Here is a 13,662-nt window from a genome sequence, read left to right as displayed (position 1 = left end):
CGCAGGGCACGGCGCGGAGACCGGACACCAGCGCGCCGCCCGTTCGCGGCAGGAACGGGCGGCGCGGGCGGGCGCGGGCGGCTAGATCAGCTCGTCGGTGAGGTGGTTCGGCGTGCCGAAGCGGTGCGCCGTGATCGACACCGCCTGCTCGCGGAGGAAGGGCAGCATCTCGATCCGCCCGGCCTCGGTCACCGGCTCCGCGTAGACCGCGACGTCGGGGCGACCGTCGACTGCCACGTACAGGGCCGACGCCGATCCGCCGATGAGCCGCACGCGGGTCGACGGGCCTCGGGCGACGCGGGCGCCGAACGCCGAGTCGGACTCCGACGCCGTGACCGAGCGGACGACGGGCAGCGCCGCGATCGCCGCGGGGACGGTGCCGGCGGACGAGACGTCGATCGTCGTGCCGGCACGGAGTGCGGCGGCGACGACCCGGACCAGGGACTCGACGTCCTCCGGGGCGTCCGAGGCCAGCCGCACGTGGACACCGGGGAACGGCAGGTACCGCGCGATGTTCCGCTCGGCCGACAGCGCGGACACGTCCTGCGCGGTGCCGAACAGCGACGTCCAGGCCAGCTCGTCCGACGCGACCGCGCGGGAGAGCGACGGCGACGAGACACCGACCGCCCGCAGGAACGCCGCGACCGGGGCCGAGACCGGGGCGCCGGCGGTGGCGTCGGCAGGTGCCCACGACCCGAGCCCGACGAGGTAGTTCACGCCACCGGCCTTGGTGCCGGCACCGACGGCGGACTTCTTCCACCCACCGAACGGCTGCCGACGCACGACCGCCCCGGTGATGCCGCGGTTCACGTAGAGGTTGCCGGCGTCGATGCGGGACAGCCACGTGCCGATCTCGGACGGGTCGAGCGAGTGCAGGCCCGAGGTCAGGCCGTAGTCGACCTCGTTGACGATGTCGATCGCCTCGTCCAGGGTGGCGGCGCGCATCACACCGAGCACCGGGCCGAAGTACTCCGTCCGGTGGAAGGCGGACCCACGGGCGACACCGCCGCGGACACCGGGGCTCCAGAGCTTGCCGGTGTCGTCGAGCTTCCGGGGGCGGACGGCCCAGGACTCCCCCGCGCCGAGCTTCGTCAGCCCGTCGAGCAGCTTGCCCGCGGCGGGTTCGACGATCGGCCCCATCTGCGACGTCGGGTCGGTGGGGTAGCCGACGGTCATCGAGGACACCGCGTCGACGAGCTGCGAGTGGAAGCGGCGCGAGCGGGCGACGGACCCGACGAGCACGACGAGCGACGCGGCCGAGCACTTCTGCCCGGCGTGCCCGAACGCCGACGCGACGACGTCCTTGACGGCCAGGTCGAGGTCGGCCGACGGCGTGACGATGATCGCGTTCTTGCCCGACGTCTCGGCGAGGAGCGGCAGGTCCGTGCGGAACGAGCGGAACAGCGACGCGGTCTCGTAGGCGCCGGTGAGGATCACCCGGTCGACGAGCGGCGACGCGACCAGCGTCGACCCGAGGTCGGTCTCAGAGACGTCGACGAACGCGAGCACGTCGGCGGGAGCCCCCATCGCGTCGAGCGCGGTGTCGATGACCGATGCCAGGACGGCACCGCTCCGGGCGGCCGGCGGCGCGGGCTTCAACACGACGGCGGACCCGGCGGCCAGGGCGGCGAGCGTCGACCCGGCGGGGATCGCGACGGGGAAGTTCCACGGCGGCGCGACCAGGGTCAGCGCAGCCGGCGAGAACGTGGCGCCGTCGACCTCGTCGAGCCCCGCGGCCATGTCGCCGTAGAAGTGGGCGAAGTCGATCGCCTCGGAGACCTCGGGGTCGGCTTGGTCGATCGTCTTCCCGGTCTCGGAGGCCATCACCTCGATGAGCCCCGCACGGTTCGCCTCGAGCGCGTCGCCGACGGCGTGGAGCACCGCACCACGCGCCGCACCGGACCAGGTCCCCCAGACGGCACCCGCGCTGCGGACCCGCTGCAGGACCGACGTGAGCTGCGCGTCGGACGTCAGCCGGGCCTCCTGGACGCCCCGGACGCCGAGCGTCGACGACGCGATCCGCTCGGTGATGGCCGCACCCCAGGCACGGGTGGCGGCGACCGACGGGTCACTGTCCGGGGTGTTCTCGAAGTGGCCGGGAGTCGGGCGACCGACGGCTGCGTAGCGATCGGCGACGCGGTGCGACTCCGGGACGGCGAGCCCGTCCGGGCGCGACAGCGGCTCCAGGGACGCGCGGAACCGCGACTCCTCGCGCGCGAACAGCGACGGCGACGAGTCTAGCGAGAACACCGCGGACATGAAGTTGTCCTGCGAGGCGCCCTCCTCCAGTCGGCGGATGAGGTACGCGATCGCCACGTCGAACTCCCCCGGGTGGACGACGGGCGTGTAGAGCAGCAGCGACCCGACCGTCTTGCGGACCGCGGCGGCCTGGCCCTGCGCCATGCCGAGCAGCATCTCGAACTCGATGCCGTCGCGCACCCCGCGTTCGCCGGCCAGCAGCCAGGCGTGCGCGACGTCGAACAGGTTGTGCCCAGCGACGCCGACGCGGACGTTCGCCACGCGGTCGGGCGTCAGGGCCCAGTCGAGCACCCGCTTGTAGTTGGTGTCCGAGTCCTGCTTGGTGTGCCAGGTTGCGAGCGGCCAGCCGTGCACCGAGGCCTCGACCTGCTCCATCGGCAGGTTCGCCCCCTTGACCAGGCGGACCTTGATGCCGGCGCCACCGCGGGCGCGACGGGCAGCGGACCAGTCCTGCAGGTGCTGCATCGCGGCGAGCGCGTCCGGCAGGTAGGCCTGCAGCACGATCCCGGCTTCGAGCCCGAGGAACGCCGGCTCGTCGAGGAGCTTCGTGAAGACCGCGATGGTCAGGTCGAGGTCCTTGAACTCCTCCATGTCGAGGTTGATGAACTTCGCCGGATCGGAGGATGCGGCGCGGGCGAACAGTGGGCGCAGCTTCTCGACGATGTCGTCGACGGCGTGGTCGAAGGCCCACGGCGAGTGCGGGTGCACGGTCGAGGAGACCTTGATCGACACGTAGTCCACGTCGGGGCGCGCAAGCAGCTTGTGCGTGCCCTCGAGCCGTCGGGCCGCCTCGCCTTCGCCGAGGACCGCCTCGCCGAGCAGGTTCACGTTGAGACGGACGCCGTCCTGCTTGATCTTCGCGATCGCGGGACCGAGCTTCGCATCGGTCGCGTCGACGATGAGGTGGCCGACCATGTTCCGCAGCACGCGTCGGGCGACGGGGACGACGACACCCGGGAGGCCCGGTGCCAGTCCGCCACCGAGCCGCACCAGACCGCGGAGCGCGCTGGGCAGGAAGCCGGGTGCGTCCGGCGCGATGGCGCGCAGCTTCCGCGCGGCGACGCCGAGGTCCTCCGGTCGGACGACCCCGTCGACGAACCCGACGGCGAACGCGAGGCCCTTCGGGTCGGCAAGCACGCCGGCGAGCTGCTTGGCCGACCCGTCCACCGGGTACGTCTCCGCCTCGGCGAGCCACTGCCTGACCAGCGCGACGGACTCGTCGGCGAGTCCGGCGTGGTCGGTGGCGGAGGCGCGGTCGGTCGTGGTCGCTGCGTCGTTGCGCGGCTGGACGTCGGTCATGGGATCAGTGTGTCGCTCGCGCTTCCGGTAGCGGAAGCAACTCTTCCTGATGTGTTCCGTTCAGGTGAACTACTCTTTCGTCATGCTCGACGTCCGTCGCCTGGTGCTGCTCCGCGAGTTGTCAATCCGCGGAACGGTCGCCGCTGTCGCCGATGCGATGAACTTCACCCCGTCGGCGGTCTCACAGCAGCTCGCGGTGCTCGAGCGCGAGGCCGGCGTGCAGCTCCTCCGCAAGGCCGGACGGCGGCTGCAGCTCACCCCGCAGGCCGAGGTGCTCGTTGCTGCGGCGGGCGACGTCCTCGACACACTGGAGCGGGCGCAGTCGACGGTCGAGGCCACGATGACGAGCGTGCAGGGGCGCGTGCGGGTGGCGGTGTTCCAGTCGGCGGCGCTCGCCCTGATGCCGAACGCCCTGCGCATCATGGTGACCGAGCACCCGGACGTCCGCGTCGAGATGGTGCAGCGCGAACCGGAGACCGCGCTCAACGAGACCTGGGCGCGGGACTTCGACTTGGTGATCGCCGAGCAGTACCCGGCACACGCGGCACCGCGGTTCCCGGGCCTCGACCGTCGCGACCTGACGACCGACGCCGTCCGGCTGGCGCTGCCGCCCGTGGACACGTCCCTGTGGCCCGTCGACTCCCTGACCGGCGCGGCCGACCTCCCGTGGGTGATGGAGCCACGCGGGACGGCGTCGCGGCACTTCGCGGAGCAGCTCTGCCGACGCTCGGGGTTCGAACCCGACGTGCGCTACGAGACGGCGGACCTGCAGGCGCAGATCCGGTTGATCGAGTCGGGCAACGCCGTGGCGCTGACGCCCGACCTGGTCTGGGCCGGTCGTTCGACCACCTGCCGCCTGCTGGACCTGCCCGGGGACGCCGAGCGGACGATCTTCACGGCGCAGCGGACGGCGTCGTCGCTCTCCCCCGCGGTGGCAGCGCTCCGGGACGCCCTCGAACGGGCTGCGGCGACGTCCCGTTCCTGACCGGCCACACAGCAGCACCCCCAACGCGAGTGACATTGCGCGTTTCCGGCTACCAGCCCGCGCGCGGATACCAATACGCTCCGAGCACGTCGGGGATTCTCGGCGGATTCTTATGTTCCGGCACCCGACCGGACTGCATCCCTGGGGGAACCCGTGCACCGAAGCACCTCCGGAGCTCGACGCGCCTGCGCTGTCGGCACCACCATCGCACTCATCGGTCTGACGACCGGCCTCGGCCTCGTGACCGCGACCGCGGCCTCCGCAGACGAGATCAGCGACCCGACCACCAGCGTCTCCGCGCCCGCGGACCCGACGGCCCCGACGGACCCGACGGCCCCGACGGCCCCGGCCGACGGCACGCCCGCACCGGACGACGCCCAGCCGACCACCCCCGCGTCCACGGAGCCGGCAGCGCCCGAATCGACCGAGCCGGCAGCGCCCGCATCGACCGAGCCCGCGGCCCCGGCGACACCTCGGCCCACGAAGCCCACCGCCCCGTCGAGCTCCGCACCGACCGCTGACGCCTCCGCACCCGCTGCCGCACGCATCGCCGCCGAGATCGTCGGCGACGCGAAGGTCGGCTCGGTCCTGCGCGTCGACACCGCCGACATCACCGGTCCGTACGCGTACGCCTGGTCCGTCGGGGACGGTCCGACCGTCTCGACCACGCCGTCCTTCCCGGTCACGAACGCCGAGATCGGTTCGACCATCACCGTGGTCGTGACGGGCGCCGATGACGTCACCGCCGAGGCCACGACCGCCGCGGTCACCGAGGACGTCACCTTCGGCGGGGACACCACCTCCTCCGACGAGCCCCTGGTCATCGACACGACGGCCGGCACGACGTTCGCGCAGTCGTTCGCCGTCACCGCGGGCAGCGGCGACGTGACCTACTCGGTCGGCTACTCCGACCCGGAGTGGTCCGACCCGACCGACCCCGACGACCAGCCGGAGAGCTACCTGCCGGACGGCGTCGAGCTCGACCCGCAGACCGGTCTGCTCAGCGGCACGCCGACCGTCGCGAGCGCCTTCGACTTCACGGTCGTCGCGAGCAACGGCACCTCGACCGCGACGCAGTACGTCGAGGTCGTCGTCAGCCCCGACGCCGCGATCGGCGTGCTCGCGTCGGCCCTCGACACGTCACCGCAGGACCTCTTCCAGGACGGCAGGCCCGCCACCGCCTGGATCATCCTGCCGGACGGGTCCATCAGCACGGTCCACTTCCCCGGGGACGACGCCGTCGAGCCCACCTTCGAGGACGGCGGCCAGCCGACGGTGCCCCAGGGCCAGTCGCTCTGGATCTCGGGCAGCGCGATCGACCGGTTCGGCAACCTGACCGAGGAGTGGGAGGACGGCGAGGCCTTCCCGTCCCCGACCATCACGAGCGACCACGCCACGGACGTCATCGCCCTCGACGAGGACACCTTCTCGACGAAGGTGACCTTCCCGCACGCGTCCGTGCACCGTCTCACGGTCGCGCAGGACGACGTCTCGGTGTCGTTCCCCGTCACGGTGGTCCCGACGCTCGCGGTCCCCACGGCGGCGGTCCCGGTCGTCCCCGCAGCCGCACCGCTCGCTCCGGTCACGGCGGCGCACGCGGTCGACCGCCGTCTGGCCTACACCGGCACGGACACCACCGACGCCCTGCCCTGGGCGCTCGCGATGCTCCTCGCCGGTGCCGGCCTGGTCGGCTTCCGCACGCTGCGCCGCCGCAGCCAGCGCTGACGACCCGCACGACCGCAGCACCACCCACACACCACGAGGGCGTCTCCACCGGGGGCGCCCTCGTCCTCTCTCGTTCCTGCCCACCTGGACAGCGGACGCTCACGATCCGGCACCCGACCGGACCTCATCCCCTGGGGGAACCCGTGCACCGCAGCACCTCCGGAGCCCGACGCGCCTGTGCCGTCGGCACCACCATCGCGATCATCGGCCTGACCACCGGCCTCGGCCTCGTCACCGCCACCGCAGCCTCCGCCGATGAACTCGCGGACCCGACCAGCGGCCAGAGCACGTTGACAGCGCCAGCGCCAGCGCCCGCGCCCGCGGCCGACCCGACGCCCGGCGCGACCCCGACCGACCCGGCCAGCCCGACGGCACCGGCGACCGACCCGTCCGGTGCGCCGACCCCGGGACCCGACCAGGGCCTCCCGACCGACACACCGACAGCCGCAGCGCCCACCGGAGTCGGCCACGGCACGCCGACCGCGGCCCCGACCACGGGTGCCGAGCCGAGCACCCTGCCGCCGTCGCTCACCGCACCGCGCGACGTGCCCCCGTCCCCCGCAGCGACGACGCCGACCGTGACGATCACCGGGACGCCACGTCCGGGCGAGGACCTGGTCGCGAAGACGTCAGGCTTCACCGCCCCCGCGTCGTACTCCTACGTCTGGACCGTCGGTGACGTCGTCGCTGCCGAGACCGGCGCGAGCTACACCGTGCAGACCGCCGACATCGGCAAGGTCGTCCACGTCACCGTCACGAGCGGCACCGAGACCGCGGAGGCCGACACCGCCACGACCGTTGCGCAGCAGCCGGCCTTCGGCACCGGGACGGTCCGGGAGGACCCGCTCGTCCTCACGACCGTCGCGGGCGAACCGTTCTCGTACACCGTCACCGCGACGGGCGACCCGACGCCGACGTACACGCTCGACTGGTCCGACCCGTCCGACGTGAGCGACGTCGACGAGGGCTACACGCCGGACCTCCAGCTCCCCGACGCGACCACGTTCGAGGACGGCGTCCTGACCGGCACCCCCACGGCCGCGTCGTCGTACACGTTCAGCGTCGACGCCACGAACGCCGGCGGCACCGCGAAGCAGTACGTCGAGCTCGACGTCCTGCCCGCGGCCTCCGCCGGCTTCGAGGTGTCCACAGGCGACCGCGCCGAGCTCACCACGAACGGCGACGTCGAGCAGTGGATCATCGCGCCGGACGGCTCGGTGTCGACCCTGCACCTGTCGCAGCACGTCGACGAGGACGGCACCGGGTGGAGCATCGGGTTCTCCGAACCGGGCGGCCGACCGACCATCGAGCAGGGCGGCACGCTCTTCATCACCGGCAGCACGGTCGACGCGTACGGAAACCCCACCGACAGCACCGCGGGCGACACGTCCTACCCGACGCCGACCGTCACCTCGGACGTGGCGAGCGACGTCGTCCGGACCGACCCGGAGAACGGCGACTTCGGCATGGTCGACGTCACCGTGCACGAGGCCTCGACGCACCACCTGACCGTCGCCGACACCGCTGCCGGCTTCGCCACGGCGTTCGACGTCGAGGTCACGCCGACCGCAGCAGTCGCCCCGGTGCCCCCGGTCGCGTTCGTCCAGCCTGCCGCGCCGGCAGCCGCCCCGGTCACCCCTGCGCGGACAGCCGGCCGCCAGCTGGCCTCCACCGGCACGGACGCCACGAGCGCCCTCCCGTGGGCACTCGCGATGCTCCTCGCCGGTGCCGGCCTGGTGGGCGTCCGCACCCTCCGCCGCCGCGCCCAGCGCTGACGACCCCTCCTGGTCGCGTCCGGTTCCCGCCGGACACGACCGGGAGGCTCCTCCCGCGGCCCCGTCCGACCGGTCACCGGTCCGACGGGGCCGTCCTGCGCGTCCCCGGCCGTCGCGGCGCCCGGTCGGTACCGTTGGCCCATGCCCACACTGCTGCACATCGACTCCTCGGCCGACCTCGCCCACTCCCGCTCGCGCGCCCTGACCGCCGCGTTCGCCGACGCCTGGCGTGCACGGGGTCCGGAGTACACGGTGGTCCGCCGCGACCTGCACACGGACCCGCTCCCGCACCTGGAGACCTCGGCGCTGCACTGGGCCGCAGCGGACCGCACCGACGAGGAGTCCGTCGACCCCCAGGCCGAGGCACTGCGCCAGGCGGTGATCGACGAGCTCCTCGGTGCGGACGTCGTCGTGATCGGTGCGCCGCTGTACAACTACACGGTGCCGTCGACCCTCAAGGCCTGGATCGACCGCGTGCACATCCCGGGCGTCCTCGCCCCCGCGGCCGAGGGTGACGCCCAGCCCCTCGCCGGCCGGCCCGTCGTGACCGTCGTCAGCCGTGGCGGCACCTACGACGCCGGCACCCCGACCGAGCACTGGGACCACGGCTCGCCCGTGCTCGAGATCGTCCTCGGGAGCGCGCTCGGCATGCGGCAGTACCCGATCACCGTCAGCGCCACGCTCTCCGACCGGCTGCCCGCGCTGGCGCCGGTGGCCGACCACGCCGCGGCCGAGTTCCACGACGCGCGGACGACGCTCGAGCGCCTGGCGACGACGCTCGGCTGATCAGGCGGGACGGACCTCGCCGCGGCGGCCGAGCAGGTCCGCGTGGAAGGCCGTCTGCGTCAGCGCGCTCGCCAGCAGGAAGCCCCGCATCGACGCGATGCCGCCGCTGAACGGCACGCGGGACGCGACCTCGAACAGCGTCGGTGCGTCCAGCGTGTCCAGGGCGGCGGCGACGTGGGCGCTCCGCTCCTCCCGATGGCGTGCGAGCGTCCGGGCCCGGGACACCACGTCGCGGAACCGGTACTCGTGCCCCGGGCAGACCTCGAGGTCCGCGTACCCGTCGAGCCGCCCCAGGGACGCCAGGTAGTCGCCCAGCGGGTTCGTCGCCGTCCGGCCGCCGAGCCCGAGCCCGGAGTTGATCCGCGGCAGCACGTGGTCGCCGGTGAACAGCAGCCCGTCGGCCTCGTCGACGAAGCACAGGTGCCCGCTGGTGTGCCCGGGCGTCCACAGCGCCCGGATCGTCCTGCCCGGGACCGGCAGCACGTCGCCGTCCTCGAGCAGCAGGTCGGCCCACGGGGGTTCGGCGGCGCCGAGCCCGATGCGCCGACCGGTCCCCCACGCGGCGCTCAGGCCAGCGCGGAACTCCGGCGGCACGCCCCAGGTGGCGATGTCGGCCTCGTGCCGTGCGGCGTCCTCGCGTTCGTGCTCCAGCGCGTGCACCTCGAGCGCGTGCATCGCCACGCGGGCACCCGAGGCCCGGCGGAGGGCAGCGGCCGCGCCGAGGTGGTCCGCGTGCAGGTGCGTGACGACCACGAGCCCCACGTCGGCGAGCGCACGGCCGATGCTGCCCAGTCCCGCGGTCAGGACGTCGAGCGCACCGTCCTCGCTCCACCCCGGGTCGATGACCGCGAGCGAGCCGTCCGACCCCTCGACGACGTACACCAGCGTCGCGTCGGGGACGCCCCCGCGGAACGGGACGGCGAGCGTCCAGATGCCCGGCCGGACCTCCTCGACGGGCGGCAGCTCCCCCGCGGCGAGCGCCGTGGCCTGCACGGCGCTGATCGGGACGGGGGCCGGGGCAGCCGGCGGCGGGGACGGACGGGTCGACACCCGGCCACCATAACGACCGGACGGACGCGCAACGAGCCGACCCGGGCCTCCCGGCCAGCGGTCCCGAGCCGAGCCGGATGGACGTGGACCGCTGCCCTCCTCGCCCGCCGTGTCCTTCCCGGCGGTACCCGCTCCCCGACCGTTTCGCCCTGCGGTCGTGACGGATCTGGTCGGCGAGCCTCGGGGATCGCGAGCCGGATCCGTCATGGCGGAATCCGATCTCCAGCCGGGAGCCGGGACGCAGCCGGTCCTGTCAGTCCCTGCGGGATGGGGACGGTCGAGCCGACCCGGACCTCCCGGACGGCACCTGCGGGTAGACAGGACGCATGGAGATCGCACCGATGCTCGCCAAGGCCGTGCCCGACGTCCCGGACCCCGACAGCGTCAAGGGCGGCCTGCGGTACGAGCCGAAGTGGGACGGCTTCCGCGGGATCGTGACCATCGACGGCGACGACGTGGAGATCGGCAGCCGTGGCGCGAAGCCGCTCACCCGGTACTTCCCCGAGCTCGTCGAGGCCTTCCGCGCGCAGTTCGGCGGACACGGCCACCCGGTCGTGCTGGACGGCGAGGTGATCCTGCGCGCCGGGGCGCCGGGGCACGAGAAGCTCGACTGGGAGGCGCTGTCGCAGCGCATCCACCCGGCAGCCTCGCGGATCGCGAAGCTCAGCGCGGAGACGCCGGCGCAGTTCGTCGCGTTCGACCTGCTCGCGGCCGACGGCGAGGAGCTCGTCGACCTGCCGTTCGACGACCGACGCGCGCGGCTCGAAGCCCTGTCCGACGGCGTCACCGACCCCCTGTTCGTGACGCGGACCACGCTCGACGTGGACGTCGCCCGTGGATGGCTGACGACGTTCGAGGGGGCGGGGCTCGACGGCGTCGTCGCGAAGCCGCGCACCCGGGCCTACGAGCCGGGCAAGCGCTCGATGCTCAAGGTGAAGCACCACCGCACGGCCGACGTCGTGGCGATCGGGTACCGCGTCCACAAGAGCGGCAGCGGGGTCGGTTCGCTGCTCGTCGGGCTGTACGGCGACGACGGCGAGGTCCGGCAGGTCGGCGGTGTCTCCGCCTTCTCCGACAAGCGCCGACTCGCACTGGTCGACGAGCTCGACCCGGTGGTCGTCAAGGACGCCGACGGGAGGCCCGTCACCGGTGCCGGGGAGACGTCGCGGTTCTCGTCGGGTCGCGACACGTCCTTCGTCCGGCTGGCGCCGGAGCTGGTGCTGGAGGTCCGGTACGACCAGATGGAGGGCGACCGGTTCCGTCACACGGTGCAGTTCGAGCGGTGGCGGCCGGACCGCGAGGCCTCCTCGTGCGGGTTCGACCAGCTCGAGGTGCCGGCGGCGTACGACCTGCGTGATGTCCTGTCGTGAACGCGGTTGTCCGTTCTGCGGGCGGCCGTGTCCGATAGTCGAAAGTAGTTAGGCGAACTAGTGACTGCGTGGAATGATCGTCGCAGCGGCACTCGCAGGGAGTGCCAGCAGATCGGAGCGGATCGACATGAGCAGTGCAACACTCGTCCGTCACTCGCAGCGCCACCCGTTCAGCGAGCTGCGTGAGGCTCGCCACCAGCGTGCCCTGCAGATCAGTGCCGTGATCAGCGGCATCGCCGGGGTCACCGCCACCGCGCTCGCCCTCGTCACGATCGGCCTCGGCGCATGATCGTCGACGGCATCACCGACGCCCACCGCGGCACCTGGTCCAAGCTCACCCGCCTGCACACCGCCACCGTCGTGCTGCCGATGCACACCACGCTGATCGACTCCGCCGACGCGCGGCCCGAGGTCCCCGGGGTCTGACCGCTCGTCCCGCCCGGGCCTCCTCAGCCCAGGCACCTTCGGGTCAGGCCTCCCGGGGTCAGGCCTTCTTGGCGCGGGACGGCTGCACGCGCGGCGGCTCCCCCGGCATCTTCGGGAAGTCCGGCGGGAACGGCAGCTCGCCGAGGCCGTTCTCCACGTCACGCTCCCACCGGGCCAGGAGCGGCGCGATCGACGCGGACTCCTCGCCCATCGCCTCCCACGGGTCCCCCACGGTCGCCAGGCGCTCCGGCATCGTCAGGATCGTGAACGTCGTCGGGTCGGCGTCCCGCAGTTCCTCCCAGCGCAGCGGCGCGGACACCGAGGCGTGCGGGAGGGCACGCGGGCTGTAGGCACCGGCCATCGTCCGGTCGCGGTTCGCCTGGTTGAAGTCGACGAAGACGCGCTCCCCGCGCTCCTCCTTCCACCACGCGGTCGTCACCTGGTCGGGCATGCGGCGCTCGAGCTCCCGCGCCGCGGCGATCACCGCGTGCCGGACGTCGAGGAACTCGTGCTCGGGCTCGATCGGGGCGAACACGTGCAGCCCGCGGTTGCCGCTCGTCTTGATCCACGCGGTCAGGCCGACCTCGGCCAGGACCTTGCGGAGCTCCTCGGCTGCCGGTACCGCGTCGTGGAAGTCGGTGCCCGGCTGTGGGTCGAGGTCGATGCGGAGCTGGTCCGGGTGGTCGCTGTCCGACGCCTTCGAGGCCCACGGGTGGAACACGACGGTGTTCATCTGCGCTGCCCACACCGCGACCGCGGGCTCGTCGAGCACCAGCTGAGGGTGCTTCCGGGCGCTCGGGTACGTGACCGTCACGGAGCGGACGTAGTCGGGCGCGCCCTTCGGCGGGTTCTTCGAGAAGAACTGCTCGCCGTCGACACCGCCCGGGAACCGCTGCAGCGACAGCGGCCGGTCGCCGTTCGCCCGGACGAAGGCGTCGCCGACCGTCACGAGGTACTGCGCCAGGTCGAGCTTGGTGATGCCCGCGTCCGGCCAGAGCACGCGGGAGGGACTGCTGATCCGGACCTCCCGGTCGCCGTCGGGGCCGGGTACGGTCAGCGTCGTCGCTTCGCTCGCCATGCTGGGGAACCTACTCGCGGCTCCGTGTGCGTTCGCGTCCGGGAGCGCACGGCAGGATGGACTGGTGAGCGCGTACATCGGGGTCGACCTGGCCTGGGGACTCGGGACGGCGACGCGTCGCCCGAACGAGACCGGACTGGCCGCGCTCGACGACGCCGGCCGGGTCCTCGACGCCGGGTGGGCCCGCGGCGTGGACGACGTGACCGCCTGGGTCGCGTCGCACCTCGGTCCCCGCACGCTGATCGCCGTCGACGCGTCGCTCGTCGTGACCAACCCCACGGGGATCCGCGAGGCCGAACGGCAGGTCGGGCAGCGCTACGGCCGGTGGAAGGTCGCGGCGAACCCGACGAACACCGCTTCCGCCGCGAGTGCCGGTGCGCAGCTGCTCGACCGGCTGACCGCGCTCGGGGTGCGCTACGTCTCGGACACGACCGACATGCGGGAGCGCACGGAGCCGGGGATGTTCGAGTGCTACCCGTACACCACCCTGGTCGGGGTCGAGGAGCTCGGGTACGACGACGAACGCCCGCGCTACAAGCGCCTCGACACCGCCCTGCCGGCACCCACCGCCAGGGCTCGCCGCGCCGTCGCGTTCGACGAGCTCGTTCGACGTCTCCGCGAGACACCGCTCGAACCGCCCCTGCACCTCGACACGCACCCCCTGACCGCCGGGCTCGCCGAGGCCTCCGGGATCCACGGTCCGACGCACAAGCACCGGGAGGACCTGCTCGACGGCGTCCTGTGTGCCTGGACCGCCGCGTTCTGGGAGCGGCACGGCGACGAACGGGTGCAGGTGCTGGGAGGTGACCCGAGCCTCCCGTCCGACCCGGTTGACCAGGCGGGCCGGATGCCGACGATCGTGACGCCCGCGCGCGCGTCGCAGCGGCGGCCCCGCGGCTAGTCTTGACC

General features: G+C 73.2%; 11 protein-coding genes. 8 read left to right on the top strand and 3 right to left on the bottom strand.

Translation table 11 applies throughout. The features are described from left to right. Positions 1 to 81: 81 nt before the first annotated feature. Entirely contained in the window at positions 82 to 3,558 is a 3,477-nt protein-coding gene (locus OVA28_RS10900; protein ID WP_268096963.1) for a bifunctional proline dehydrogenase/L-glutamate gamma-semialdehyde dehydrogenase, read from the bottom strand. Positions 3,559 to 3,640: 82 nt separating this feature from the next. Here OVA28_RS10900 and OVA28_RS10895 point away from each other — a divergent pair, with 82 nt between their 5' ends. The 4 genes from OVA28_RS10895 to OVA28_RS10880 all read left to right on the top strand — a co-directional run bounded on the left by OVA28_RS10895 (position 3,641) and on the right by OVA28_RS10880 (position 8,829). Beyond that, positions 3,641 to 4,543 carry a LysR substrate-binding domain-containing protein gene (locus tag OVA28_RS10895; RefSeq protein WP_268096962.1) on the top strand — a complete coding sequence of 301 codons (903 nt, stop codon included), beginning with the start codon at positions 3,641 to 3,643 and terminating at the stop codon, positions 4,541 to 4,543. Between the two features lie 153 nt (positions 4,544 to 4,696). Next, the gene (locus tag OVA28_RS10890; RefSeq protein ID WP_268096961.1) at positions 4,697 to 6,268 is read left to right on the top strand and encodes a hypothetical protein; all 1,572 of its coding nucleotides are present in this window, start codon (positions 4,697 to 4,699) and stop codon (positions 6,266 to 6,268) included. A gap of 143 nt (positions 6,269 to 6,411) precedes the next feature. Further along, complete coding sequence (locus OVA28_RS10885) at positions 6,412 to 8,043, top strand: hypothetical protein (protein WP_268096960.1); 1,632 nt, start codon at positions 6,412 to 6,414, stop codon at positions 8,041 to 8,043. Between the two features lie 141 nt (positions 8,044 to 8,184). Beyond that, entirely contained in the window at positions 8,185 to 8,829 is a 645-nt protein-coding gene (locus OVA28_RS10880; protein WP_268096959.1) for an FMN-dependent NADH-azoreductase, read from the top strand. On the opposite strand, the gene OVA28_RS10875 is transcribed toward OVA28_RS10880, so the two are convergent. Next, on the bottom strand, positions 8,830 to 9,879 hold the full coding sequence (locus OVA28_RS10875; RefSeq protein WP_268096958.1) for an MBL fold metallo-hydrolase: 1,050 nt from the start codon (positions 9,877 to 9,879) through the stop codon (positions 8,830 to 8,832). It lies immediately after the preceding gene. Between the two features lie 326 nt (positions 9,880 to 10,205). Between OVA28_RS10875 and OVA28_RS10870 the strand changes: the two genes are divergently transcribed. The 3 genes from OVA28_RS10870 (at position 10,206) to OVA28_RS10860 (ending at position 11,675) form a co-directional block, all read left to right on the top strand. Further along, complete coding sequence (locus tag OVA28_RS10870; RefSeq protein WP_268096957.1) at positions 10,206 to 11,249, top strand: ATP-dependent DNA ligase; 1,044 nt, start codon at positions 10,206 to 10,208, stop codon at positions 11,247 to 11,249. Positions 11,250 to 11,376: 127 nt separating this feature from the next. Beyond that, on the top strand, positions 11,377 to 11,538 hold the full coding sequence (locus OVA28_RS10865; RefSeq protein WP_175481348.1) for a hypothetical protein: 162 nt from the start codon (positions 11,377 to 11,379) through the stop codon (positions 11,536 to 11,538). Beyond that, positions 11,535 to 11,675: a hypothetical protein gene (locus OVA28_RS10860; protein WP_194626094.1), complete on the top strand. Its 141-nt coding sequence runs from the start codon at positions 11,535 to 11,537 to the stop codon at positions 11,673 to 11,675. The genes OVA28_RS10865 and OVA28_RS10860 overlap by 4 nt, the downstream gene beginning before the upstream one ends. Before the next feature lie 58 nt (positions 11,676 to 11,733). Here the strand turns inward: OVA28_RS10860 and ligD are convergent, their stop codons facing one another. Continuing rightward, positions 11,734 to 12,753, bottom strand: coding sequence for a non-homologous end-joining DNA ligase (gene ligD / locus OVA28_RS10855; protein WP_268096956.1), 1,020 nt, complete (start codon positions 12,751 to 12,753; stop codon positions 11,734 to 11,736). A gap of 64 nt (positions 12,754 to 12,817) precedes the next feature. On the opposite strand from ligD, the gene OVA28_RS10850 reads away from it, so the two are divergent. After that, positions 12,818 to 13,654 (top strand): DUF429 domain-containing protein, encoded by an 837-nt coding sequence (locus OVA28_RS10850; protein ID WP_268096955.1) that lies wholly within the window; start codon positions 12,818 to 12,820, stop codon positions 13,652 to 13,654. Positions 13,655 to 13,662: the final 8 nt, after the last annotated feature.

Source organism: Curtobacterium sp. SL109 (assembly GCF_026672405.1).
GTDB lineage: Bacteria > Actinomycetota > Actinomycetes > Actinomycetales > Microbacteriaceae > Curtobacterium.
The sequence above is the reverse complement of the archived record's forward strand: the minus strand, read 5'-3'. Positions and strand labels throughout refer to the sequence as shown.

Bases quoted from the DNA above. Each gene is read 5' to 3' on its own strand.
- OVA28_RS10900 (WP_268096963.1), bottom strand. From the start codon at position 3,558: ATGACCGACGTCCAGCCGCGCAACGACGCAGCGACCACGACCGACCGC.
- OVA28_RS10895 (WP_268096962.1), top strand. From the start codon at position 3,641: ATGCTCGACGTCCGTCGCCTGGTGCTGCTCCGCGAGTTGTCAATCCGC.
- OVA28_RS10880 (WP_268096959.1), top strand. From the start codon at position 8,185: ATGCCCACACTGCTGCACATCGACTCCTCGGCCGACCTCGCCCACTCC.
- OVA28_RS10870 (WP_268096957.1), top strand. From the start codon at position 10,206: ATGGAGATCGCACCGATGCTCGCCAAGGCCGTGCCCGACGTCCCGGAC.
- OVA28_RS10865 (WP_175481348.1), top strand. From the start codon at position 11,377: ATGAGCAGTGCAACACTCGTCCGTCACTCGCAGCGCCACCCGTTCAGC.
- OVA28_RS10860 (WP_194626094.1), top strand. From the start codon at position 11,535: ATGATCGTCGACGGCATCACCGACGCCCACCGCGGCACCTGGTCCAAG.
- ligD (WP_268096956.1), bottom strand. From the start codon at position 12,753: ATGGCGAGCGAAGCGACGACGCTGACCGTACCCGGCCCCGACGGCGAC.